Raw genomic sequence first — 26,297 nt, 5'->3', positions numbered from 1 at the left:
CCGCTGCCTTTTTGATTTGATGATCCTATTTTACTTCTGTATACTAAGTTATGGTTGCACTAAGGAGGTAATAAAAGATGACTGTGAAACAAAATCTTGTTAGAATTACTCAACGAGTGCGTTCGGAAAAATACGGACAAGCAGCTTATTTTATTGCGTTGATTGTTTTTTTAACTGCACTTTTTTTTAAATCTACTTTGTTCATTCCAGGTTGGACTAATTATTCTTTTTTATATCGTATAATAGAGATAGATGCCTTTCTTGTTGCTTATAAAGTCTTTATTGTTGATGATCATAAGCTAAATTTCAAATTATTTACTTTTCTTTTTTTAATTGCCTTATTGTATGTTCAAAGGTTTTCCAGAAATTTTGATATATTTTATTACTCCTTGTTTGTCATTGGAGGATATAAGATAGACTATAGAAAAATTTTGAAGATTTTTTTGCGTGTTAATATTCCACTTACTCTTTTAACAATTATTGCAACTTTATTAAAAATCATCCCTAATCAACTGCAGGGAAGAATCGGTGAACCAGGAATGATACGATATTCTATGGGATTTCTTTCGCCAACTGATTTTGCAGCCAGAGTTTTCTATCTAATTCTCTGTTATTTAATTTTACATAAGATGAAAATAAGCATTTCTGCTTATCTTGTTTGTGGTGGAGCTACATACTTAATGTTTTGCCTTACCAATGCAAGGTTAGATACTTTATTATTATTTTTGCTTTTGCTAACATCATGCTTATTCCCGTATATCCAGAGTCTGATTGTCAAAATGGGACATGTTGGCTGGTATGTGTGTTCGTGTGTTTATATTGCTGTGAATGTTTTTCTTGCTTACTTCTATTCTGCCAGTAATCCGTTGTTGGCAAGGATAGATGGTTTATTGTCTGGCAGGCTCAGGTATGGTCAAATTGCGTTACACGAACATGGAATTACTCTTTTTGGACAAATGATAAAAGAGCATGGCAATGGTGGAATTCAGCATGGAAATTTTGAATACTTTTTTGTGGATTCATCATTTATTCGTATGTTTGTAATACTTGGCTTGGCTGCTTCTATGTTATTTTTTGTGGTTTTATTTCTTTTATTTTTAAAATTTGAAAAAAACATGGCTTATGTACTTGTTGTATATGTTTTGTTCGTACTTTTAAGCTCCGCTTTTGATCAGCACTTATTAGACCCATCTTATAATGTGATGTTTCTGGCTCTCTTTGGAAATTTAAAGCATGAAAAAATAAGAGATGATTCAAAAAAGATTTTCTGTAGTCAATAAATGTATAATTATGTTTAAGCCGAAGTTTTTTTTCTTTATCAGACAAAAGATAATTTCGTAGACGATGATTTTTGGCAGGCCGTTATCTAATTATTATCGTATTCAAATTTTGAAAAGGGTGGTATTCTAAGTGAAGTTTTTATCAATTGTTGTTCCAGTTTTTAATAGTGGAAGTTATATCGCGCGTACAATACAAAGTATTATTGAGTCTATTCGTGGGTCAGAAAAAGATGTTGAAGTTATTTTGGTCGATGACGGATCTACAGACAACTCTGTTGAAACAATGGAAAAAATGACTGCAGATTTGAATAATTTTAAACTTATAGCAAAAGAACATAGTGGGGTCAGTGAAACACGAAATCTAGGAATAAGACACGCAAGTGGGAATTACATAACTTTTTTTGATAGTGATGATATCTTTAAATCTGGATATGTTTCCAGATTGATGAACGATGTTAAAGATAGCGAACCAGATTTTGTGATAATGGATGCCGATTGCGCTGAGCTGCATCATACAGCTTTAGAGACGGATGATGAGAGAGTGTCTTTATTAGAATCTTTGCTTGAAATCGGTTCCTTTAATTGTTCTGCAGGTCCTGCAAGTAAATTTTATCGCACTGATTTTTTAACAGGGCATAGCATTAAGTTTGATCCTGAGTTAGTGATGGCTGAGGATATGATGTTTAATTTCGATGTGATCAAGAATGCCAAGGACGTTGTTATTGATCACTTTGATTTTTATGAAGTGCTTGAATCTCATTCAATGTATCGTTTTAAAGAATATAATTTGCAAAATGAATTAGTCTTTAATCATTTGTTGTCTGAATACTTTAGTGATATGGAATATTCAGGAACGATTCGTCCGTTAATAAAGTTGCGCTTAACAGGGTTCATGTTTTTGCTGAATTGGTATTTTGATGATCTTATTAAGACTGGTAAAATTTCTGTAGCTGATTGTGCTAACCAAATAAAACGACTTGCTGAGGATGGAGGATATACTGAAGCTTTTATTCACAGCGAATTTGATTCATCAATTGGTCGAAAACATACTGTCTTTAGAAAGTTAATGAAGAATGGACATTACAAGTTAGTTTTACGCTTAAATCGTCTTTTTTGGAAAATTAAAAATTAGAGGATTTTTTAGCATATACGGGTAGTATAGTTTTATCTAGACGGAAAACAGATTGATTAAGAAAAATAGCGTTGCTGTATTTACTTTGAATGTGATCTGAAGATCCTAGCGTTGAGATGGGGTCTTTTTTTTTGCTATCAAAATTAATTACAAAACTTGAAGGATGTTGATTTACTTTATGAATTTTTTAAATTTCAAATTTCAATTAAAGCATTGTATTCACTAATGAATAAATAATATAAAACGCGTGGTGCTAGTTCGTAACATTCAACTATTTAGTACAAAATTTTACAAAAAAAGCCCAACAAGGTTAGACTCTTAAGTGACTTAAACAAAGGAGACCTGATCTTGTTGGACCACTTAAAGTTTAAACAAAAACGACATAATTTACAAGTCAATTTAGCTCAACTTAAAGTTCTTTGTGCTGAGCTTTATCAAAAATACTGCCCGCGCTATATTTCGCAACGCCGTAACACCACTAATTCTCGTGTTTCTGATGTGCAGATCTTAGCCTTACTGTGTTTACAGGTCATTACACAGATGCACTCCCAGCGTAAATTCTTTGCCTGGGCACAGACCTTCATCCCACATCAATTGAACATTGAGCGCTCCCGTTTTAACCGACGAGCACAACGTCTTCTCCCAGTGGTCATGGCCATGCGGCAGGGGTTGACTCGCGACTATGCGCAAACAGGACAGTTTGCGATCATTGATAGTTTGCCTAACCCTTTATGCCAAAAAGTTAGAAATAAGCGGGCCAAGGTTTTCCGCGGCATAGCTGACCTAGGCTACAATGCGACCAAAGACATGTATTTTTACGGGTTTAAGACTCATTTTGAGACCTCGCTCAGCGGTTATATCTTAAATTACACTGTCACCGAGGCCTCTAAACATGACACCCAAGCGGCGTCAACTTTGATCGCAGGCTGTCCGTGTCCCTTTGTTTTAGCGGATGTCGGTTATGTGGGACAGCCCTTACAAGAAGATTTTGGCGAGCTAGGTTATGAGCTCTGGACACCTTACCGTTCAAACATGAAAGGAGCCAAACAGCACAATGTTCCGGCTTTGAAAGATCTCCGGCGCACGATCGAATCCCGTTTCTCGATCCTAGTTGAAGATTATGGGATCGAAAAAAAACCTCACGCGGTCAGTGGTAGGCTTTTGGTTAAAAATCGAATTGACCGTCTTTATTTATAATTTAGGCTTTTTTGATTTTACAGAAAATAGAATTATTACGAACTAGCACCACGCGTTATAAAGAGAAAAGGTACTATAATTTACTTAAAAGTGCTATAATAAAAAAAGGCTTGATATCAACAAGCATAGAATCTTTGTTACGGTTGTTATTACTTGCTTACGAGGTCTTTTTAACTAAGATCTATTATTTATAAAAGATTAGGGGATGCATTTTTATGGAAAGAAAACAGCGTTATAAGATGTATAAGTCTGGTAAAAATTGGGTTATTGCACCCTTAGTATTTTTCGGAATCGCTTTAGGTTTTCAAGCTGGAGTACATAATGTTTTTGCCGATGAAACGATTCAAAAGCCGCAAGTTGTCAATTTGAATTCTCCGGTCGGAGACCAAAAAGAAAATTCTACTTCTACTGATAGTCAGGAAGATACTGCTTCGGATAAAGATCCTATTCAAACTAATGGTGAAGAGAAGGTAGCAAATCAGTCTCAATCTGAGAAAACAGTGACTACTGATGCAGGCAGTAATCAGAAAAAGGCCTCTTTTGAAGAAAATGATGGACAAGCTGATGATCAACAACAGCTAAAAGGTAAAGATCAATTAAATGATGAAACTATCAATAACAATGATCAAAATAATAGAACTCAGAGCGACAATGTTAATGATAAACAGCAAAACAATGATCAAAATAATAGAACTCAGAGCGACAATGTTAATGATAAACAGCAAAACAATGATCAAGCAGCAGTTGATTCACAAAAAGATTCTAACGAAGCTTTACGTAATGATTTAAATAAGCAACAACCATCTACTAGAAATTTAGTTTTGAAAAATGATCAACCAAAGCAAGTTAAAGAAAACGGATTCTGGTATCTGCGCGATAAAAATGGACATAACTTAATTGGTTTTCAAAATATTCAGGATCAAAACAAGCGTGTCTACTATAATAATCGGGGACAAATGCAGTACGGCGAACAAAAAATCAGTAATAATTGGTATCTGTTTGATAATGTGACTGGTGCGATGCAAACGGGCTTTAAGTATCTTTCAAAGGGCAATAAAACTGTTTATTATAATGAACAAGGAAAGATGCAAAAGGGGCAGGCTAAGGTTGCTGATAACTGGTATTTGTTTGATAACATTACTGGGGCTAGACAAACAGGTTTTAAACGTATTGCTCAACAAAATAAAACTGTTTACTACAACAATGTTGGTCAAATGCAGTATGGACAACAAAAAATACAAAATAGTTGGTATCTGTTTGATAATGTGACTGGTGCGATGCAGACAGGCTTTCAAAGGATACCTGAGCAAGCTAAGACAGTCTATTATGATCAACAAGGCAAAATGAGTCATGGTCAGTGGAAAATCAATGGTGCGTGGTATTTATTTGATCAGAATACAGGGGCTGTCAAAGTCGGCTTACAAAAGATAGCAGATCAAAATAAAACTGTCTACTATGATAAGAAAACTGCTCAAATGTTAAAAGGACAGCAACATGTCGACAATCGTTGGTACTTGTTTGATAAAGTTACTGGTGCGATGCAGACAGGTTTAAGAGCTATTCCCGAACAAAAAAAGCTGGTTTATTATGATCCTAAGAATGGTCAGATGCAATATGGAACAATTTTAATGGATGGTCAGAATGGAACTAAATCAATCTTCTATTTTGACAAGACTACTGGTGCTTTAACTGCAATCGGGGACCAGACATGGTATGATGAAGCACAAAATGACATGCCTTTTTCATTTGATGAAAGTTCAATGAGTACCGTTAATGGGTACCTGAGTTGGACAGGCTGGTATCGTCCGAAAGGTTATCACCAAAATGGTCAAAAGTGGGTACAAACCGGCGCTTCTGATTGGCGTCCATATATGCTTTACATCTGGCCTTCTAATGATATTCAGGCAAAATATATTCAATATTTTGTTGGTCATGGATATACAGACCAGTCACTTGGTTTAACGGCTAAAAATGTTAATAAACTCAATGGTTCAACCAATAGCCAGCTTTTAAATGATTATTCTCGCAAGTTAAGGGATGCTATTGAAAAAGAAATATTTGAAAATAACTACAGCACATCTAAGTTAGCAAGTACTATGGATGGCTTTGTGGCTTTTGTTCCAGAATTTAATGGCCTGTCAGAGTTACCTGTTGAAAAACAACCTGGCTACAAGCCTGATAATAGCGGCACAGTAGATAATGATCAGCTTTTGTTTGTTAATAGTGGTAATGGTAATCAAAAACAAGGTAACACGACGAATGCAGACAGCCAATTTCGTAATCTAAATCATACTATTTGGAATCAATATGGAACTGAAAAAGATGGCAATAAATTTGGACCTGAATTACTTGTTGGTAATGATATTGATAATTCTAATCCGGTTGTACAGGCTGAAAACATTAATTGGGAATATTTCTTGCTTAAATATGGCGAAATAATGGGCTATGGATCAGACGCCAATTTTGATGGCTTTAGAAATGATGCTGCTGATAATATTGATGCAGATGTTTTGGATCAACAAGCACAGTTATTAAATGACATGTTTGATTTGAAAGGTTCAGAAGCAAATGCAAATGGACATTTAGTGTACAATGAAGGCCATCATTCTGGCGCCGCTAACATGTTAGGAAATAAGAATAACCAGCAGTTGTATATGGATAGTCAAGAGTTCTATACATTGTTGAATACTCTTGGTAAAGCTCATGGGAAACGCAATAAGCTAACAGATTTGATCACCAATAGTGTTGTTGATCGTCACAATGATAACACTGATTCTTCTGCTCAACCTAACTGGTCTTTTGTAACCAATCATGATCAAAGGAAAAATGTGATCAATCAAATTATCATCGATTCACATCCTGGCGTAACAGATATTATGGGTGATAGTTATAAAGCGGAATATGCAGTCCAAGCATGGGAAAAGTATTATAATGATGAACTGCAGACTAATAAGCAATACGCTATTTATAATGTTTTAGCCCAATATGCTATTTTATTAAGTAATAAAGACACAGTACCTCAAATATATTATGGCGATATGTTTGATGAAACTAAGCCCTATATGGAATCTAAGTCTATATATTATGATGGCATAGTAGCAATGCTTAAAGCACGCCAGAAGTATGTCGCTGGTGGTCAATCCTATCAATCATATGGCGATGATTTAATTGCGAGTGTTCGTTATGGAAAGGGAAATGCTAGTGCTCAAGCCAAGGGCTCAGATCCATTGGGGAGAACTACAGGTATGGCAGTTATTGTCTCTAATAACCCAACAATGCAGCAAAGAACGATTACAGTTGCAATGGGGAAGGCACATGCAAATCAACAATATATGAATCTGATCAATACTACGGCTTCAAGTTCCAATGTTGGCGGTGTATCCTATAATTCCGACTCAATTTTAACTACGGATTCTGATGGTAATTTAGTTTTAACTATAAAGGGCTATGCAAATCCACTGGTAAATGGCTACTTGGGTGTGTGGGTACCAGTTGGTGCTGCTGAAGATCAGGTGGCAACGACTGCGGATTCAACTGCTAAAAAGTCCTCTGGAAAAATATATGAATCAAATGCTGCTTTGGATTCACATGTCATTTATGAAGACTTTAGTCTTTATCAACCAGAATTCGCTGACATCAATAAATCAGCCTATGTTGTTCTAGCAGATCACGCACAAGATTTCGCCGATATGGGTGTTACTGATTTCTGGATGGCTCCACCATATACATCTTTTTCTATGAGCAGATATAATGAAGGTTATTCGATCAATGATCGTTATACATTAGGAACAGATGAAGCACCAACAAAATATGGAACTGGCGCCCAACTTGCTGATGCATTAAAAGCTATTCATGCTGCAGGAATGAAAGCTCAAGTTGATATGGTTATGAATCAAATGATCGGTTTTCCAACCCAAGAAGCGGTTACTGTTAGTCGGACTGATAATTATGGTAATACCCTTTCAGTAGACGGAAAGACTTTTGCTAATGAAGTATATCTTCCTTATACAATTGGTGGTGGTCAAGGGCAGTCTACCTATGGTGGTAAGTTCTTGGATGAACTAAAGCAAAAGTATCCAGATTTGTTTACGACTAAGGCAGGTTCTACCGGGGTTGCACCTGATTCAAGTACGCATATTACCCAATGGTCCGCGAAATATGAAAATGGTACTTCAACTCAAAATATTGGGATCGGAAGGGTTATGAAAGAAAAAGATGGTAATTATGATTATGTTGAAAGTGGTAATAACCATTTATTGCATACACAATTGCCAAGTGAATTTACTTCTGAAGAAAAATGGTTGAGTAATAATTCTCAGAGTACTGGTTGGATCCATGTTAAAGGTCAAACCTATTATTACGATAAAGGTACTGTGGTCTTAGGTGAACAAAAAATCAATGGTCATTGGTATATGTTTGATTCACAAACGGGTGTGATGGATACCGGTTTTACCAATATTTCAAAAGCGAAGAAAACTGTTTATTATGACATTGACGGAAAAATGCTGTATGGAGAACAAAAAATCAATGGTCACTGGTATTATTTTGACCAAATAACGGGTAGTCGTGCAACAGGTTTTAAGAAGTTATCTGGTAAGACGGTATACTATAATGCAAATGGGCAAATGTTATACGGTAGACAAGTTATTAATGGTCATGTTTATAATTTTGATCGTGTAACTGGTGCTTTGAAATAATGGTTCTTTATCAAGTGGTACTGATGAAATGAATTATTAAAAATAATGGTTCTTTATCAAGTGGTACTGATGAAATGAATTATTAAAAATAATAAGCAATTGGTCTACTTGGTCAAGCTGCTTGTTCCTGAATGGAATGAGCAGCTTTTTTAAGTGCGCCCGGCATGGGCAGTAACTAGGCGGTGTAAGTCCGCTGTGAGCCGTAGTGGCCGGTATCACGAGTCGAAGACAAGGGTGTCTATCGTGAGGTAGAATCTGAAGGAAGTCCTAGACGAAACATCGAATCGATGAACAAGAAGTGGCTAAAAGGCTGGAAACGGTGGGATGAGATTGCTTAACAAATCGAAGTCCCTGACCACTCGAAACCGTCACAGTAAAGCCAACGGTTTGATGCGAAAGCTACTGCTCTTACCCGGGGAGGTCTGTCATGGTAGTTCTCTCAAGCTGGAAGTTATTTCTGGCAGGAACAGGCTCAATAGTAATGTTGAGTTGTCCATGACAGAAGTCAGCCGAGGCCATAGTAGCCAGTAATGGTGAAGGGCTGAACAACAATAATTTTGATTCATCCTGGAGGTGGAAACAATACGACAATCGCAGAAAACAGAAAATAAAGCTGACTACCTGCGGAGGGTAACCCTGGAAGGGTCAGAGCAAACAGGAGCGCGTAGCGTTGTTTCTGGTGAAAAGAGAACTCAAAATGGCTTATTACGTGAGAAGGTCTTAGACCGGAATAATTTAAATCGGGCCTTTGTCCATGTCAAGCGTAATAAAGGGGCTGGAGGAATTGACGGCATGTCCGTTGAGGAACTTGGCCCATACTTGAAAGAGAATAACGTAAAACTAATCGAGGCCTTGCGAACCGAAAGCTATGAACCCCAACCTGTCAAACGAGTTGAGATTCCTAAGCCAGATGGTTCGAAACGTCAGTTAGGAATCCCAACGGTCGTTGACCGTGTGGTTCAACAGGCGTTACAACAGCAACTGTCTCCTATTTTTGAAAAAGTATTCTCAGATAATAGTTATGGTTTTCGACCACACCGCAGTGCACAAAGTGCTGTGAAAAAGGTGGTTGCTTATTATAATCAGGGTTATCACTACGTGGTCGACCTTGATTTAAAGTCCTATTTTGACAATGTGAACCATGATTTACTAATTAAATTTGTTGAAAATTACATTAGTGAGCCATGGGTCTTGCATTTGATTCGTAAGTTCTTGACGAGTGGTGTTATGAATGGTCGATTTTTCGAGAAGTCCGCTAAAGGTACACCGCAAGGTGGCAATATTTCACCATTACTAGCAAATATTTATCTGAACGAGCTGGACAAAGAATTGACCAAAAGAGGACATAAATTTGTACGCTATGCGGATGACTGTAATATCTATGTTAAAAGTAAGCGTGCGGGTGAACGGGTTCTCAAAAGCATCACCCAGTTTTTAGAAAAGGAACTCAAAGTTGAAGTGAATGCAGAAAAGACGCAAGTCGGTTCTCCACTAAGACTGAAGTTTCTAGGTTTTTCGCTGGGTGTGGGACGCAATAGCGCCTACCCGCGTCCTCATCAAAAACCTAAACAGAGAATTAAACAGGAATTGACAAGAATCACCAAGAGAAGCCGAGGCGTCAGCCTTGATAGGATTCTGCATGAAATTAAGCAGAAAATGCAGGGCTGGATCCAATATTATTCCATTGGGAAGATGAAAACCTTTCTCCAACAACTAGACAAATGGTTGCGCTCGCGCATCCGCCAGTATATCTGGAAACAGTGGAAGAATATCGGAACCCGTTATAAAGCATTGATTAAACTAGGCTTGACACCCAAACAGGCGAAAATCTACGTCAATACTCGTAAGGGATACTGGCGCAACGCGCACAGTAAAACACTGTTGATGACCATAACTAATAAAAGACTGGCACAGCGTGGGCTAATAAATCTGTCCAAACTGTACCAGTCTATTCAAGCAAAAGCTTAAGTTGTTGAACCGCCGTATACGGTTCCGTACGTACGGTGGTGTGGGAGGTCGATAGTGTGAACTATCTCCTACCCGATTGTGACTATGAAAATTCAAACTGACATAACTATTCTTTAATTCGATGAGAAGACGTAAACGGAAGTTTTCAAAGTTCCGGAAACCGTAAGCAGTCTTTTTAATGGCTTTGATCTTGTTGTTTGTTCCTTCCACGGGTCCATTAGAAAAGGTCGTCTGAAAGCTGTTCTTGATTTCTTGTAGATGTTTACGCAAGGTACGATTAGTTTTTTTGATGGGCTCAGGCATGCCTGCAGCTGAACGTGTTAGACTTTCTAAGAGCCTTGGATCTCGCTGATGGACAGCTTGTAAAAGTGTTTGATAATAAACGTAAGCTTGTCGCAAAGCGGAGGACATGTTTAATAAACGCTCCACAATATCCTGTTCACATAACTGCATATTACGAAAGTTTCTGCTTTTACGATAGGTTTTAAAATCAAGTTTGGTCGAGTCTTTAGTTAACGATTTCCAATAATGTTTCAAAGCACGTGCGTTGTGCGAACCCTGTCCCGCCTGTTTCATGGTTTGTGTCCGAACTAAGTTTAAGGCCCGATAAGCTTGGGTTACGACATGGAAGCGGTCGGCAATGATCAGCGCTTGCGGAAAGATCTCATGGATCAAGGATCGATAAGGCGAGTACAGATCAACTGTGACCGTTTGGACTGCCCAGCGAGCTTGACGGTCATATTGTAAAAAGTAACTTCGTAAGTATGTATTATGCCGAGAACGCACGATATCTAACGTGCGGCGTGTCGCAATGTCCATGACAATGATACTCATGCCGCTACTAGAAAAGTTGCCCGCTTTAAAGTCGTCAAAAGCGATATTTTGCGGTAAGAAATGATGATTGGGCCTTAAGTAAGTTGAGAGCTCTTGCGCAAAGCGCATCACTGTCATTCCAGAGATCCCAAAATCAGCGGCAATATCTTTTTGTGAGATATTCTGGTCTAATTTAGAAATAGCCTGATATTTAACGGCTTGTGAGATTTGGTCGTTAGCCTTGACGTCCTTGATCTCCGCAAGTTTTGTAATAGTTTTAGGGCAGGCAGCTGAAGCCGGGCAGAGATATTTTTGTTTGCGGATCGAAAAAACATTTGTGATCCCACCCGAAGGCAAACCGAGCATCTCAACGGTTTTAAAACCGTTGTAGCGCATTTTTTGACCACAAACTGGGCAAGCACAAGGATAAGATTGCCGCAAATGGATCTTGCGGACTTTTTTATGCTGGTAAAATCCTGCAGCTATCACTTTATTCTTATATTTTGGATCAAATTCCAGGTGTGAGTCTTTAATTCCCAATAGATCCAGTGTACAATTCTTCATGTAGGACATTCCTTTCAGTGTAGGGATTGTTTCTTTGAGATGAAGTGTGTCTTCATCTCTATTTTTTTATCATAAAACAAAATTGGTACTGAGAGAAGATTTTTCTATCAGTACCAAATATTATAGAACCAAAATAATAAGCAATTGGTCTACTTGGTCAAGCTGCTTGTTCCTGAATGGAATGAGCAGCTTTTTTAAGGTGCGCCCGGCATGGGCAGTAACTAGGCGGTGTAAGTCCGCTGTGAGCCGTAGTGGCCGGTATCACGAGTCGAAGACAAGGGTGTCTATCGTGAGGTAGAATCTGAAGGAAGTCCTAGACGAAACATCGAATCGATGAACAAGAAGTGGCTAAAAGGCTGGAAACGGTGGGATGAGATTGCCTAACAAATCGAAGTCCCTGACCACTCGAAACCGTCACAGTAAAGCCAACGGTTTGATGCGAAAGCTACTGTTCTTACCCGGGGAGGTCTGTCATGGTAGTTCTCTCAAGCTGGAAGTTATTTCTGGCAGGAACAGGCTCAATAGTAATGTTGAGTTGTCCATGACAGAAGTCAGCCGAGGCCATAGTAGCCAGTAATGGTGAAGGGCTGAACAACAATAATTTTGATTCATCCTGGAGGTGGAAACAATGCGACAATCGCAGAAAACAGAAAATAAAGCTGACTACCTGCGGAGGGTAACCCTGGAAGGGTCAGAGCAAACAGGAGCGCGTAGCGTTGTTTCTGGTGAAAAGAGAACTCAAAATGGCTTATTACGTGAGAAGGTCTTAGACCGGAATAATTTAAATCGGGCCTTTGTCCATGTCAAGCGTAATAAAGGGGCTGGAGGAATTGACGGCATGTCCGTTGAGGAACTTGGCCCATACTTGAAAGAGAATAACGTAAAACTAATCGAGGCCTTGCGAACCGAAAGCTATGAACCCCAACCTGTCAAACGAGTTGAGATTCCTAAGCCAGATGGTTCGAAACGTCAGTTAGGAATCCCAACGGTCGTTGACCGTGTGGTTCAACAGGCGTTACAACAGCAACTGTCTCCTATTTTTGAAAAAGTATTCTCAGATAATAGTTATGGTTTTCGCCCACACCGCAGTGCACAAAGTGCTGTGAAAAAGGTGGTTGCTTATTATAATCAGGGTTATCACTACGTGGTCGACCTTGATTTAAAGTCCTATTTTGACAATGTGAACCATGATTTACTAATTAAATTTGTTGAAAATTACATTAGTGAGCCATGGGTCTTGCATTTGATTCGTAAGTTCTTGACGAGTGGTGTTATGAATGGTCGATTTTTCGAGAAGTCCGCTAAAGGTACACCGCAAGGTGGCAATATTTCACCATTACTAGCAAATATTTATCTGAACGAGCTGGACAAAGAATTGACCAGAAGAGGACATAAATTTGTACGCTATGCGGATGACTGTAATATCTATGTTAAAAGTAAGCGTGCGGGTGAACGGGTTCTCAAAAGCATCACCCAGTTTTTAGAAAAGGAACTCAAAGTTGAAGTGAATGCAGAAAAGACGCAAGTCGGTTCTCCACTAAGACTGAAGTTTCTAGGTTTTTCTCTGGGTGTGGGACGCAATAGCGCCTACCCGCGTCCTCATCAAAAACCTAAACAGAGAATTAAACAGGAATTGACAAGAATCACCAAGAGAAGCCGAGGCGTCAGCCTTGATAGGATTCTGCATGAAATTAAGCAGAAAATGCAGGGCTGGATCCAATATTATTCCATTGGGAAGATGAAAACCTTTCTCCAACAACTAGACAAATGGTTGCGCTCGCGCATCCGCCAGTATATCTGGAAACAGTGGAAGAATATCGGAACCCGTTATAAAGCATTGATTAAACTAGGCTTGACACCCAAACAGGCGAAAATCTACGTCAATACTCGTAAGGGATACTGGCGCAACGCGCACAGTAAAACACTGTTGATGACCATAACTAATAAAAGACTGGCACAGCGTGGGCTAATAAATCTGTCCAAACTGTACCAGTCTATTCAAGCAAAAGCTTAAGTTGTTGAACCGCCGTATACGGTTCCGTACGTACGGTGGTGTGGGAGGTCGATAGTGTGAACTATCTCCTACCCGATTGTGACTATGAAAATTCAAACTGACATAACTATTCTTTAATTCGATGAGAAGACGTAAACGGAAGTTTTCAAAGTTCCGGAAACCGTAAGCAGTCTTTTTAATGGCTTTGATCTTGTTGTTTGTTCCTTCCACGGGTCCATTAGAAAAGGTCGTCTGAAAGCTGTTCTTGATTTCTTGTAGATGTTTACGCAAGGTACGATTAGTTTTTTTGATGGGCTCAGGCATGCCTGCAGCTGAACGTGTTAGACTTTCTAAGAGCCTTGGATCTCGCTGATGGACAGCTTGTAAAAGTGTTTGATAATAAACGTAAGCTTGTCGCAAAGCGGAGGACATGTTTAATAAACGCTCCACAATATCCTGTTCACATAACTGCATATTACGAAAGTTTCTGCTTTTACGATAGGTTTTAAAATCAAGTTTGGTCGAGTCTTTAGTTAACGATTTCCAATAATGTTTCAAAGCACGTGCGTTGTGCGAACCCTGTCCCGCCTGTTTCATGGTTTGTGTCCGAACTAAGTTTAAGGCCCGATAAGCTTGGGTTACGACATGGAAGCGGTCGGCAATGATCAGCGCTTGCGGAAAGATCTCATGGATCAAGGATCGATAAGGCGAGTACAGATCAACTGTGACCGTTTGGACTGCCCAGCGAGCTTGACGGTCATATTGTAAAAAGTAACTTCGTAAGTATGTATTATGCCGAGAACGCACGATATCTAACGTGCGGCGTGTCGCAATGTCCATGACAATGATACTCATGCCGCTACTAGAAAAGTTGCCCGCTTTAAAGTCGTCAAAAGCGATATTTTGCGGTAAGAAATGATGATTGGGCCTTAAGTAAGTTGAGAGCTCTTGCGCAAAGCGCATCACTGTCATTCCAGAGATCCCAAAATCAGCGGCAATATCTTTTTGTGAGATATTCTGGTCTAATTTAGAAATAGCCTGATATTTAACGGCTTGTGAGATTTGGTCGTTAGCCTTGACGTCCTTGATCTCCGCAAGTTTTGTAATAGTTTTAGGGCAGGCAGCTGAAGCCGGGCAGAGATATTTTTGTTTGCGGATCGAAAAAACATTTGTGATCCCACCCGAAGGCAAACCGAGCATCTCAACGGTTTTAAAACCGTTGTAGCGCATTTTTTGACCACAAACTGGGCAAGCACAAGGATAAGATTGCCGCAAATGGATCTTGCGGACTTTTTTATGCTGGTAAAATCCTGCAGCTATCACTTTATTCTTATATTTTGGATCAAATTCCAGGTGTGAGTCTTTAATTCCCAATAGATCCAGTGTACAATTCTTCATGTAGGACATTCCTTTCAGTGTAGGGATTGTTTCTTTGAGATGAAGTGTGTCTTCATCTCTATTTTTTTATCACTTGAAATGTCAAATTAAGTTAGAAATAACATAGCTGTTTATCTGTGATGTTTTCCATGAATACCTCAATTGGTGTTTTATAATTTAATGATTTTCTTGGAATATGATTACGCCGGCTACTGACTTGTTGAACTAAAGCATTTGGTAAATTGCGAAAATCCATGCTCTTGTTGAGACCATCTCGTCTAATTAGTCCATTATTATTTTCGTTTAAGCCACGCTGGTTAGGAGCCCCAACTTCGGCAAAATAAGTACTAATATCATGCTTATTTGCGATTTCTTTCCAACCAGTGAATTCTTTACCATTATCAAAAGTAATTGACTTGAAAAGGTGTTTTGGCTGTTGGGACAACCATTGATTAAGATGTTTATTAACGCATTCAGCCGATTTTTGTTGGATGTTTAAAATGATTTCAACTTTGGAGAGACGCTCAACTAAGGTCATAACTGCACCTTGATGTGCTTTGCCTTGGACGGTGTCTGCTTCTAAATGACCAAATTCATGTTGAAAATGAGGATAATCCTGATAGCGTTGATAAATACTTCTGCCGAGTCGGCCAGCTTTACCACGCCGTTCAACGTAACCATTTGGATGCCTTTTACCTTTCATTGGCAACAATTTCACATTGAAAACACCTCTTTGAAAAAGTCGGTATAAGGTTCTCATACTACAACTGATCTGTATCTCAGCTCGACCAATAATCGTATCAGGGGTCCAACCTAATGCGAGTTTCTGCTTAATGTATTTGGTTTCATCTTCTGGTAATTCAATTGCTTTTCGACCGCAATGAGTTTTATTAACTCGATGATTTTCTTGAAATTGACTAATTGAATTACCAGCATCTAGAAACCGGTAAACACGATAAACGGTTTCGCTGGAACGTTTAAGAGCTTTAGCGGCATGATAGGCTTTAATATCTTGTTTCCAAAAATTATATATAAAGGTTAATTCACGTGTGGTAAGATGTTTATAAGTCATTTGTGGTTACCTCTCTTTTGATTAGGGATATTCAAAAGTCTACCACAAATGGCTTTTTTATTTCTAACTTAATTTTACAAACGACGTCATAAAACAAAATTGGTACTGAGAGAAGATTTTTCTATCAGTACCAAATATTATAGAACCGAAATAATTGATCAACATGAACCAGAAAAGATCTCGAAATTTTCGAGGTCTTTTTTATTTCCCCGATTTAAAATTGAAGTGCAACACTTGATAACTAGACCAATTAGACTAGCTTAAAAGGCCATGAAGGCCTATTCTTATTATTAACGACAAAATCAACAGATAAGGATAGGTGTCTTCATGACCCAAACTAAGAATATCATGCCTAAGCATTACCAACAACTCCAATCTTTTGAACGCGGTCAAATTGAGTCCCTGACTCGATTAGGATTTGGCGTTCGTCAGATCGCCAGCCGGCTTCACCGGAGTCCCAGCACCATTTCTCGCGAATTAAAACGCGGGTTAACCACCCAGATTGATTCCCAGAAACATCGGTCATATCAGAGCTACTTTGCCGAGCGCGGGGCGGCTTACTATCGAGAACAGCGGGCCAAGTGTCACCCCAAAGGTTTACTGCAGCGGGCTGCCGTGTTCTTCAAGTCCCTGCCGAAAGCTTTAAAAGCTAAGCCACGAGTTTTCAGTGTCGATACGTATGTCCACTATTTCAAAGCTCATTACCCGGGCTTTCCCTGCCCATCAACGGCTACGGTCTATCGGTACATCGAGGCTGGCAAGCTCCCGGAGCTTCACAACTATGATTTACCCATGAAGCTACGTCGCCGCGTTAAACGCCCGAATCACCGACATGCCCGCCTGAATAAAAAACGGCTTGGACAGTCCATTGAAGACCGGCCCGCAGTGGTTCGGAAACGTCAGGAGTTGGGCCATTGGGAAGGCGACTTAGTGAAAGCCAAACGGGTTGAGTCCGAACCAGCTTTAATGACGTTAACCGAGCGAGTTAGCCGGATGGAAATTATCGTTAAATTGCCTGATTACCGGGCAGAGACTTGCCGGCAAGCCCTCCAAGATACGATTGATGATTACGGTGCAGAAAACTTTCGGACTATCACGTTTGACAACGGCTCGGAATTCGCTAGTTTAAATCAGGTTCAAGGAACGGAAATCTACTTTGCCCATCCATATTCTCCCTGGGAACGGGGCACTAATGAGAATGTGAATGGTCAATTAAGAGAGTTCTTCCCAAAGGGGCATTCCTTTAAAAACCTCTCATTAGTGGATCTGCAGTTGGTTCAAGACACGCTGAATCACCGTCCCCGCCGCTGTTTAAGCTATAGTTGTCCAGCGGATGTTATGCCACAACTGGTTTAACTTTCTAGACCAATTATAAGAATAGGCCATTAGTGTTGCACTTAACTTGACAATTGAGGGGTCTTTTTTATTTTCAAAATAACATTTACATTAAAAAATAAAGTGAATATTCAGCAGCTTTTTAGAGACACAAAAAACTCCACACCATTGCTGGCATGGAGCTAAAAAGGAATGGTACAAACTATATGTCTAAGAAGACAATATAGTTACAAATTTTACTTACATATAGGGGGAGTAAGTTAATTCGTTTATGCTGTTTACTATACAGCTAAGAGTTAAAGAATTACTTAACAAATTCAAACAATTTTATTAAGAATTGAAAACCATCTTGTGACTGCCGGATGTTGGTGCCTTTTTACTGTGCCCATGACGTGCTCTTAGTGCCCACAAAATCGAAACCGTATCGACGACTTCTTGCAAGAGAGCACCGAAAAGTGTTGGCAGTACACCGAAGCTAGCAATCAGCATCAAGATTGTACAAATTGCGATTCCAATCATTACTGATTGGCGTGCCACTTTCATTGTATCCTCTGAGATCTCTACAGCTTTTTCCACTCGGGACAAGTCATCTTTTAAAATGACGGCTGAGGCTGTTTCACTGGCAGCTGTGGCTCCGTGAGCCCCCATAGCGATCCCAACATCTGCTTCTGCTAAAGCCGGGGCATCATTTACACCGTCACCGACCATCACAACAGGGCGATGATCTTTGGGAGTATTTTTGATCAGCTTAATTTTTTCATCTGGCAACAGCTCCGCATGAATCTCCGAAATTCCAGCCTGTTGGGCGATGTCTTCTGCGGTTTCTTGTTGATCACCAGTCAGCATCATGACTCTAGCGTGGTGCTGTTGTGTTAAAACATTCATAGTCTGCTTTGCTTCAGGTCTCATACGATCCGTAAAAGTCATGTAGCCGGCATATTGGTCGTTGATACTAATGAACATTGCTGTTTGTGTTTGCTCAAGTTCTGATGTTGCTCCCGTGACAAATGTGCTTTTACCGACTTTGATTATTTTTCCGTCCACTTCAGCTTGAATTCCATTCCCAGTTACTTCTTTGACTGAATTAGCTTTTTTCACTGGTATCCTTTGATCTTTAGCATAGCCTACCAATGAACGACCCAAAATGTGATTAGAATTATTTTCCACGCTGGCTGAAAGCTTAATTAGTTCTTGCCGGTCAACACCGACAGCAGGGACTACCTTGTCAACACTCAGAGTTCCGCGGGTGATGGTTCCTGTTTTATCGAATGCGAAAGTTTTGGCGGTTGCTAGTTTTTCGATCACATCACCAGTTTTAACAATGATTCCGTTTCTTGATGCCCGACTCATTCCGGCAACTAGGGCAACGGGTGCCGCAAGGATCAGTGGGCAAGGTGAAGCAACCACTAAAACTTCAGCGAAACGAACTGGGTCTTTAGAAATAAACCATGCGAAGCCTGCAATAACGTAGGCGATCAAGGTAAAAGGTACGGCGTAACGATCAGCCATCCGGACGAAATGTGCTGGCTTTGCTTCTGATTCACGGACTAAGGTGATCAGACGCTGGTATTGGCTGTCCTTACTTTCTTTGTCCGCCTGCATGATGACTACTGTGTCACCATTCAATGAACCAGACATCACATCATCACCGATGTCTTTTTCGATAGGTTTAGATTCGCCAGTCAATGATGATTGATCGAAGAAACTTGATCCTTTTAAGATATGACCGTCAGCTGGGACGATTTCACGTGCTTTCACCAATAACCAATCGCCAACTTGGATATCATCGATCTCGATATCTGCTGTAGTATTGTTTTTACTATTCAAGCGATGCGCAACTTGTGGTGAATTTTCTAATAATGACTTTAAATCAGAATTTGCTTTATGTGCAGCATAATCCTCCAAGGTATCACCACCGACCAGCATTAGCAAAATGATCATGGCTGCCCAATACTGTCCGACGGATAATGTAGCTATGATTGCGGTTATGGCTAATAAGTCGACCCCATATTTACCGGACATTAGAGTTTTGATCATTTCAACAAACATGGTGAATGCTAAGTATGCGCCAGTTAATGTGATCAAAATTTGCGCCCAGAGAGGGTGATGGAGACCAAATTCCATTATTAAAGCTAAGATTGCTATTACGAAAATTGCGATTAATTTTTGTATATGTTTCATACTCCGAACCTCTCTTTCTTTTTTCATTCTGATAATAACACCAGTCTTTTAAAATGTAAATTATAAACTTTCTAAATGAGAAATATTTTCAATTAGATTGGAAAAATGCTTTATTATCAAAGAAAAACCACTATTTTGTTTTTACAAAATAATTTTCTAATTGAGAATTATTTTCATTTGTGCTTTCATACACAGCTCTTTCGATAATTGCTATAATTTACTCACACAAATAGGACTGTTACGAGTCCTGACTCAGCATAACCCATGCTTATAGAAAAGTTTAAGCTCACTTAAATAACGGCAGAGCTCCCTGATATGAAGCAATTTTGTCTTCATATCAGGGAGCTCTGTTTTGTCCAAGAAATATAAACATTTTTGTCTAGTCGTATAGTTGAACACTACTTACGGAGTATTTGTAATGACAGAGGTTTAGGGTCTTAATGGTCCTAAATCTTTATTTTTTTAGGGCCAAATAAAAAATCCCGCCATCTCCAAGAAAATGACGGGAACAACAATACTATGCTAATTTAAAAATTGGGGACGGGTTTTTCAGATAACGTGATGACTCCGATGGCTTTTAGCCCAGTATGAGTCATGATCACGGGGCTAGTTAGCTCCGCGATAAAAGGTGTTTTAGACTCTGCACCAAGTAAAATATCTTTGGTTTTATCCAACATTGAATGATCAGCAGCAACATTAGAAAGTGATAAAGCTTGAATCTGATTATTCTGTCCTTCATGGACTCTAGCTATTTTTTCCACGAATTTAACCAAGCTTTTGGTACTTCTGCCCTTAGAAACAACATCTAAAGTCTTATCGTGTAATTCCACCACGACTTTGATATTTGCAAGCTTGGTGATCAAGCCGGTCATTTTGCTGATCCGTCCGCCAGCTACTAGACAATCCAAGTTATCGATCAAAACATCGATCGAGGTGCGCGAATATATATCTGCACAGTGTTCCTTGATTTCTGCTACACTTTTGCCTGCTTGAGCATCCCTAGCAGCAGCTAGTACCTGAAACGCTTCTCCACGGTCTGTGGATTTGCTGTTAATGACTGTTACTTTCGTATTAGTCATTTTTGCAGCTTGTTGAGCTGTATTGAAAGTCCCGCTTAAAACATCTGAGATAATGATAGCGACTACCTCACTGCCGTCTTCTCCTAGCTTGTCAAAGGCAGAGACAAATTTTCCTAAGGCAGGTTGGCTTGTTTTAGGAATGTCTCCCTCACGTAAAGCTTCAACCAATTCTTGGCGGGTAATGTCGACCCCATCAACGTAGTTTTTGCCAGCTACTTCTACTGAAAGTGGGACGACTGTGATTGAATTGTCTATGATTTCATCTTTTGTCAAAAGAACCGAGGAGTCGGTCACTATTTTGATTGACTGTGACATAAAAAAATCTCCTTGAATAAGAGTTTGGATATCCGGTCTACTAAATAAAACTAACCAATATCAGTATATATTAAAAATGTACTGGCGTAAATAATGGAAACGACATCATTCATAAAAAGTGGATTTTAAATGTAGATAATGACGGATATGAAAATAGTTTGCCCTTTAAGTTACAATAGACATGAGATATTGATTACTTGAATAGACGAGGAAGTGAGTGTATGGAACGATACTTGATCACAGGCGGGGCAGGGTTTATTGGGAGTAATTTTATTCATTATTTGTTAAAGAAATACCAAAACTGTGTGGTAGTTAATTTAGACCTGCTAACTTATGCTGGAAATTTAGCAAATTTAACAGATATTGAAAAAGATCCACGGTATGAGTTCGTACGAGGTGATATTAACGACCAAGATTTAGTTCAAAGGATCCTTGAAAAGAATAGGATAGATATAATTGTTAACTTTGCTGCAGAGAGTCATGTCGATCGTTCAATAGTTGGACCTGATATTTTCTTTGAAACAAATACCAGGGGAACTTTGTCTTTACTTAAAGCTGCTAAAAATACAAAACTTAGAAAGTTTTTGCAGATTTCTACAGATGAAGTTTATGGTTCTTTAGGGACGAACGGTTATTTTACTGAGCAATCACCGCTTCTACCTAGCTCACCGTATTCAGCCAGTAAAGCTGCCGCAGATATGTTTGTTCATGGATATTACAGGACTTATGGCTTAGATACTAATATTACCCGGAGCTCTAATAATTATGGACCATATCAGTTCCCTGAAAAACTAATACCATTGATGGTCACTAATGCACTTCAAGGAAAGAAACTGCCAATTTATGGTACCGGTCAGAATATTCGTGATTGGTTATATGTTAAGGATAATTGTCGGGCACTTGATTTAGTGATCCATCAAGGAAAAAAGGGCGAGATTTATAATATTGGCGGCAATAGTGAGCATACCAATAATGAAATTGTTCATTTGATCATCGATAAACTTGGTGCAAATGAAGAGCAAATCGAATATGTGACTGATCGGTTAGGCCATGATCAACGTTATGCTTTAGACTCTAGTAAGATCACTGCTGAATTAGGCTGGAAACCACAGGTTAGTTTTGAACTAGGTCTAAAGAGAACCATTGAGTGGTATTTGAAAAATAAGGCATGGTGGAGTAACTTTTAACGACAGTTGGTGTCGTAAAAAACAAAAATTGAAAGTACAAAAAGAAGAGGTTCTACCTGATATAATTCTGCTGTGGCATTAAATATTAGTATTTTTCATTTTTAGACACTAACAAGAATGCCTTTTTAAATTCAACAAAAGAGAGATTTTAAATAAATAAGCCTTGACCCTGTGATAAGATTCAGGACTATTTTTTGATTTTTAATGCCAAATTCAGAATATTGACGAAATGTAAAACAGCATGGTTTTATGTCTCCTGAATTATTTATACTTTTCGTTGCAGTTAAAACTTTGTGCAAAGTTACTTTAGTGTGTAAAAAAAGCAGCTTTTTGTTAGTTTTGTTGTCGGACTGTTTAAAAAGGACAGACTTCACCCTTTCCCTAAGAAAAACATTTTTTATTTTGTGAGTTCACAGCGGATATATTTTTAGATTTTGAATCTTGAACAGTGTCTGCCAAAATAATTTAGCGAACACATTAGTCTGAGATAAATGGACCCAGACTTGACGCGCATGGTGCGTGACCTTAGCTGCCACATGGAGTAATTTAAAACGGATCGTCCCGACCTGAGCGTGTTTAAGCTTTGTTGGTAAAACTAAGTTCTTCATGGCTTGCAGTATATTATAAGCGACCCCAGCTACCAGCATCCGGAACTCATTGGCCTCAAAACTAGAACTGTCCGTTTTATCAAAGTGAAAGCCACGTTTAACTTCTTTGATCAAGTCTTCCATGGAACCGCGTTGGTGATAGAGGGCAAAGACTTGTGGACCGCTTAATTCTTCCAAGTTGGTCACGATAAACTCATGGTCAAACAGAAAGTTGCCCGCCGGCCGCGTTGATTTAATAATCACACGATAAGGTCGTGACCAACTTTGAGGACAATAGTCTCGCAGGACATGCCATTGGACTTCAGCTTCGGTGAAGTCCTGGTCACCCACTTGGATCAGGTGCTCAGCCCGACTTTGGAGCTGGTAGTTCGCTTTTAAACGAATCACGAACTTAGCCTGCTTTTTATCACACGCATGGTAGATCCCTGGAGCTGCGAAACCAGAATCTCCTCGCACTAAGACATCCAGGGAAGATCCGTCATAGGCCCGTAAGCTCCGTAATAAAAATTTAGTCGCACCTTGGGAAGTAGATTGCCGGGGCGTAATTGAGCATTCAACAAGCAGCCCGATAAAGCATCAAAGGCTAGTAAAGGATGATAACCGTTGGTCTGGTAGTGACCGTTATAAGCACTCTTTTCTTGGTCACCAAACGTATCGGCATGTGTCGAATCTAGATCAAGGATCAGCTGATGTTGATTTAGCTGCCCAAGAACAAAGTGAGCTACCGAGCCGAGCAATGATTTGACTGAAAAGAGCCCAGACGCTGAAATGTGATTGATAAAGCGTGAAAGTGTCGGCTGGGAAGCGACCGCTTGAGACAAGACCAGCTTAAAATCAACGGCGTGTGACAAGGTATTAGCCGACTGATCTTGGCAGTATCCTGCCAGCAATTGCAACAGCAACTGCTTAAATAAATTGTTCAAGGGAAAGGTACAATATTTACGGTCATCTTTAAAATGCAAGTTATCTTCTAAGAGCTGGTCAAAGTGAATTTGGTGCAGAAATTCAGCAATTAATAAAGTTCCGGCATCGTTCGCTAACTCACCACCGTCATTAGAAATGTTGATCTGGTCATTGAATAAAAGTTTTTCATGATGTAAAGTTGACATAAGGAGCACTCCTGTTCTTTGTGGTTTTCATCGACTTTACAATAGCACAGGATGTGCTCTTTTTGTACACCCAACAGGTAAAAAACGAAAAAGATGCGAACTAGCATGACAACAACAAAAAGTAGTCCTTAAGGTGTCAAGGGCAACGTAAAAATGTAGGTTTATGGCAATCAAAAATGTAGGTTTTTGACAATTACAGTTTAGTTTTTAATCGATAAGACTTACCCGTGATTCTTATGGTATGAACATGATGAACTAATCGATCTAAAATAGCTGCAGTGACAGTTGGGTTTTGAAAAATATCGACCCAAGAAGATAAAGCACTGTTACTAGTAATAATTGTCGATTTTCTTTCATACCTGGCATTGATCAATTGAAAAAACAAATTAGCTTCATCGTGTTTAATGGGCAGATAACCTAATTCATCAATGATCAATAAATCGTAACGGGCGTAGCGGTTTAGTGCACGATCTAGTTCGTCTTTGTCATCGGCTTTTCTGAGTCTTAATAAAAGCTCATGACAATTAATAAATAACACTCTTGCACCTTGTTGACAGGCTTCGCGCCCTAAGGCGATTGCGAGGTGTGTTTTTCCTACCCCGGGGCTGCCTACTAGAAGAATATTTTCTGCTTTATCCATAAAAGCTAGGCTTTTTAATTCTAGAATCTCCTGTTTTTTGATACTTGGCTGGAAGGTAAAATCAAATGCTTCCAGCGTTTTAACGCTGGGAAAACGGGCCCTGGTAATCGTTCGTTCAACCTGAGCCTGATGTTTATAGTTTAATTCTTTGGTCGTTAAAGCTAAAAGTGCTTCCGAAAATGACATTTTTCCGGCTGTTACTTGTTCCAGATAATTAGGCAGGTAACTTTTTATTTCAAGCAGTTCAAGTTGAAGCAAATTATTGTTAAGTCGTTGATTGATACTACTCATCTCATAGGACCTCCTGAGAATTAGACTTGGTCATAGGCACTTAGATTTTTACTAATGAATTGTTCAATGTCATCTTCATTACGACCGTTCATTAAATCTGAACGTAAAATTGCCTTGGTATCTTCATAGTTATAATTATATTGTTGGGTAGTTATTTCGTGAGAGCGGATCAATTTTCGGTTATAATAAATCTGAACATGTTTCTCATCATCACTGACTTCGAGAGTAACTTGTTCACCAATATATTTTGGATCAACAGAGTACTTACATTTCCGAAAATTGACCATAGCTTCCTTAGAGACGATACGTGAGATATCTTCTTCAAAATAAGGCTTGAGTAGGTCAACGGGAGTTGAATGTAATTGCTCTTTTTCTTTGTCTTCCCAAAGAAGTGTAGGTTGCAGATGCGTGGCTTGAGAAATTTCCTGATTAAGTTCATCACTTAAGTTATCCACTAGTTCGATTAGATCCGTTCCGTCAAAAGGTTCGTAATTATAGGGACGCAGACGCTCAACAGTTCGTGCTAGTGCCTCAACGGCACCTTTAGTTTGCGGGCGAAAAACACGACAAGCAATTGGTTTAAAAGCGGCGTCTTTACTGAATTGATAAAAACGCTGGTTAAAAATTGCGTGTCCAAAGGAAGATTTCGAATGGTCTATGACAGTTTTCATGTTATCAAACCAAATTTCGTGTGGGATTCCGCCCGTAGCTTCAAAAGCTTGCGCCAAACAGCTAAATAAAGTATCCTGTGAGCGATCAAAAGTTAAGGTTAAGTATTTGTATTTAGAATAAGGAAGCACATATAAGAAAATATTAAACTTATAGAGGATACCTTCACTGTTCCTGAGCTTCATTTCTTCTTTCCAATCCACTTGGGCCGAGAGGCCCGGAGTATGAGTGACTCGAATGGTAGCTTTCTTGACCTCATGGTTTTTAAATTTACGACAATACGTTTTTACAGTTGAATAACTACCTAGATAGCCTTTCTTTTGAATAAATTTAAAGATTGCCATGGCAGAGCAATTAAGCGCTAATTTATCATGGATGATTGCTTTAAAAGGCTCCAGTAAGCTTGGCTTTTTAACAACTTTCCTGGTTTTGACTTGGTCGGTAGCAATTTCTTCAACTACCTTTTTAATAGTGCGATAATCCGCGTTATATTGCCTTCCTAGAGCAGCGTAATTTGGTTTAATGTTTTCTTTCATATCTTTTAGCACTCCTTGTCTTAAATCATTTCTCACATCAGTTGCCTCCTTGAAAACTAAAAATACTGATGTAATTAATGATACAAAAAAATGTAGAAAGACCGACATTTTTGATTGCCGTTTTCCTACATTTTATAGCTGCCTTTTACATTAAGGGAAAAGTATGAATAATTCAGGTGTCTTATTAAATTTTATATTTGTATATGTTTGAACAATTTTAGCAAAACTGTTTTAAAGATGAATCATTGTGAGTC

General features: G+C 39.0%; 12 protein-coding genes and 4 pseudogenes. 8 read left to right on the top strand and 8 right to left on the bottom strand.

All coding sequences use genetic code 11. The features are described 5' to 3' along the window. Window positions 1–77: 77 nt before the first annotated feature. The 5 genes and pseudogenes from BQ5903_RS10140 to ltrA (BQ5903_RS10120) all read left to right on the top strand — a co-directional run bounded on the left by BQ5903_RS10140 (window position 78) and on the right by ltrA (BQ5903_RS10120) (window position 10,274). Window positions 78–1,280 (top strand): hypothetical protein, encoded by a 1,203-nt coding sequence (locus BQ5903_RS10140; RefSeq protein ID WP_079579465.1) that lies wholly within the window; start codon window positions 78–80, stop codon window positions 1,278–1,280. Between the two features lie 130 nt (window positions 1,281–1,410). Then, entirely contained in the window at window positions 1,411–2,412 is a 1,002-nt protein-coding gene (locus tag BQ5903_RS10135) for a glycosyltransferase family 2 protein (RefSeq protein ID WP_079579464.1), read from the top strand. Window positions 2,413–2,760: 348 nt separating this feature from the next. After that, window positions 2,761–3,655: pseudogene (locus BQ5903_RS10130) on the top strand (IS982 family transposase). A 169-nt stretch (window positions 3,656–3,824) separates the two neighbouring features. After that, window positions 3,825–8,306, top strand: a complete 4,482-nt coding sequence (locus tag BQ5903_RS10125) for a glycoside hydrolase family 70 protein (protein ID WP_079579463.1) — start codon at window positions 3,825–3,827, stop codon at window positions 8,304–8,306. 582 nt (window positions 8,307–8,888) lie between these two features. Then, window positions 8,889–10,274 (top strand): group II intron reverse transcriptase/maturase, encoded by a 1,386-nt coding sequence (gene ltrA, locus BQ5903_RS10120; RefSeq protein ID WP_079579635.1) that lies wholly within the window; start codon window positions 8,889–8,891, stop codon window positions 10,272–10,274. 78 nt (window positions 10,275–10,352) lie between these two features. On the opposite strand, the pseudogene BQ5903_RS10115 reads toward ltrA (BQ5903_RS10120), so the two are convergent. Beyond that, window positions 10,353–11,651: pseudogene (locus BQ5903_RS10115) on the bottom strand (ISL3 family transposase); the annotation flags it as partial. Between the two features lie 628 nt (window positions 11,652–12,279). Here BQ5903_RS10115 and ltrA (BQ5903_RS10110) point away from each other — a divergent pair. After that, entirely contained in the window at window positions 12,280–13,665 is a 1,386-nt protein-coding gene (ltrA, locus tag BQ5903_RS10110; protein WP_079578848.1) for a group II intron reverse transcriptase/maturase, read from the top strand. Window positions 13,666–13,743: 78 nt separating this feature from the next. On the opposite strand, the pseudogene BQ5903_RS10105 reads toward ltrA (BQ5903_RS10110), so the two are convergent. Together BQ5903_RS10105 and BQ5903_RS10100 are read right to left on the bottom strand one after the other, a co-directional pair. Beyond that, a pseudogene (locus tag BQ5903_RS10105) lies at window positions 13,744–15,042 on the bottom strand (ISL3 family transposase); the annotation flags it as partial. A 91-nt stretch (window positions 15,043–15,133) separates the two neighbouring features. Then, a complete protein-coding gene (locus BQ5903_RS10100) occupies window positions 15,134–16,093 on the bottom strand; it encodes an IS30 family transposase (RefSeq protein WP_010500073.1) in 960 nt (319 codons plus the stop codon). 327 nt (window positions 16,094–16,420) lie between these two features. On the opposite strand from BQ5903_RS10100, the gene BQ5903_RS10095 reads away from it, so the two are divergent. Continuing rightward, entirely contained in the window at window positions 16,421–17,449 is a 1,029-nt protein-coding gene (locus BQ5903_RS10095; protein ID WP_079578752.1) for an IS30 family transposase, read from the top strand. A gap of 309 nt (window positions 17,450–17,758) precedes the next feature. On the opposite strand, the gene BQ5903_RS10090 is transcribed toward BQ5903_RS10095, so the two are convergent. Together BQ5903_RS10090 and BQ5903_RS10085 are read right to left on the bottom strand one after the other, a co-directional pair. After that, a complete protein-coding gene (locus BQ5903_RS10090; RefSeq protein ID WP_079579462.1) occupies window positions 17,759–19,609 on the bottom strand; it encodes a heavy metal translocating P-type ATPase in 1,851 nt (616 codons plus the stop codon). Window positions 19,610–20,136: 527 nt separating this feature from the next. Continuing rightward, window positions 20,137–21,003, bottom strand: a complete 867-nt coding sequence (locus BQ5903_RS10085; protein WP_079579461.1) for a DegV family protein — start codon at window positions 21,001–21,003, stop codon at window positions 20,137–20,139. A gap of 221 nt (window positions 21,004–21,224) precedes the next feature. Between BQ5903_RS10085 and rfbB the strand changes: the two genes are divergently transcribed. After that, window positions 21,225–22,190: a dTDP-glucose 4,6-dehydratase gene (gene rfbB / locus BQ5903_RS10080; RefSeq protein ID WP_079579460.1), complete on the top strand. Its 966-nt coding sequence runs from the start codon at window positions 21,225–21,227 to the stop codon at window positions 22,188–22,190. Between the two features lie 410 nt (window positions 22,191–22,600). Here the strand turns inward: rfbB and BQ5903_RS10075 are convergent. From BQ5903_RS10075 to istA, 3 genes and pseudogenes are all read right to left on the bottom strand, one after another. Then, a pseudogene (locus BQ5903_RS10075) lies at window positions 22,601–23,907 on the bottom strand (IS1380 family transposase). 193 nt (window positions 23,908–24,100) lie between these two features. Continuing rightward, the gene (gene istB, locus BQ5903_RS10070; RefSeq protein WP_079578407.1) at window positions 24,101–24,838 is read right to left on the bottom strand and encodes an IS21-like element helper ATPase IstB; all 738 of its coding nucleotides are present in this window, start codon (window positions 24,836–24,838) and stop codon (window positions 24,101–24,103) included. 20 nt (window positions 24,839–24,858) lie between these two features. Continuing rightward, window positions 24,859–26,079, bottom strand: coding sequence for an IS21 family transposase (istA, locus tag BQ5903_RS10065; protein ID WP_010499979.1), 1,221 nt, complete (start codon window positions 26,077–26,079; stop codon window positions 24,859–24,861). Window positions 26,080–26,297: the final 218 nt, after the last annotated feature.

Source organism: Ligilactobacillus acidipiscis, assembly GCF_900116935.1.
Lineage (GTDB): Bacteria > Bacillota > Bacilli > Lactobacillales > Lactobacillaceae > Ligilactobacillus > Ligilactobacillus acidipiscis.
Note: the sequence above shows the minus strand (reverse complement) of the source record. Positions and strands in the feature narration are given on the sequence as shown.

Bases quoted from the DNA above. Each gene is read 5' to 3' on its own strand.
- BQ5903_RS10140 (WP_079579465.1), top strand. From the start codon at position 78: ATGACTGTGAAACAAAATCTTGTTAGAATTACTCAACGAGTGCGTTCG.
- BQ5903_RS10125 (WP_079579463.1), top strand. From the start codon at position 3,825: ATGGAAAGAAAACAGCGTTATAAGATGTATAAGTCTGGTAAAAATTGG.
- ltrA (WP_079578848.1), top strand. From the start codon at position 12,280: ATGCGACAATCGCAGAAAACAGAAAATAAAGCTGACTACCTGCGGAGG.
- BQ5903_RS10100 (WP_010500073.1), bottom strand. From the start codon at position 16,093: ATGACTTATAAACATCTTACCACACGTGAATTAACCTTTATATATAAT.
- BQ5903_RS10095 (WP_079578752.1), top strand. From the start codon at position 16,421: ATGACCCAAACTAAGAATATCATGCCTAAGCATTACCAACAACTCCAA.
- BQ5903_RS10090 (WP_079579462.1), bottom strand. From the start codon at position 19,609: ATGAAACATATACAAAAATTAATCGCAATTTTCGTAATAGCAATCTTA.
- BQ5903_RS10085 (WP_079579461.1), bottom strand. From the start codon at position 21,003: ATGTCACAGTCAATCAAAATAGTGACCGACTCCTCGGTTCTTTTGACA.
- rfbB (WP_079579460.1), top strand. From the start codon at position 21,225: ATGGAACGATACTTGATCACAGGCGGGGCAGGGTTTATTGGGAGTAAT.
- istB (WP_079578407.1), bottom strand. From the start codon at position 24,838: ATGAGTAGTATCAATCAACGACTTAACAATAATTTGCTTCAACTTGAA.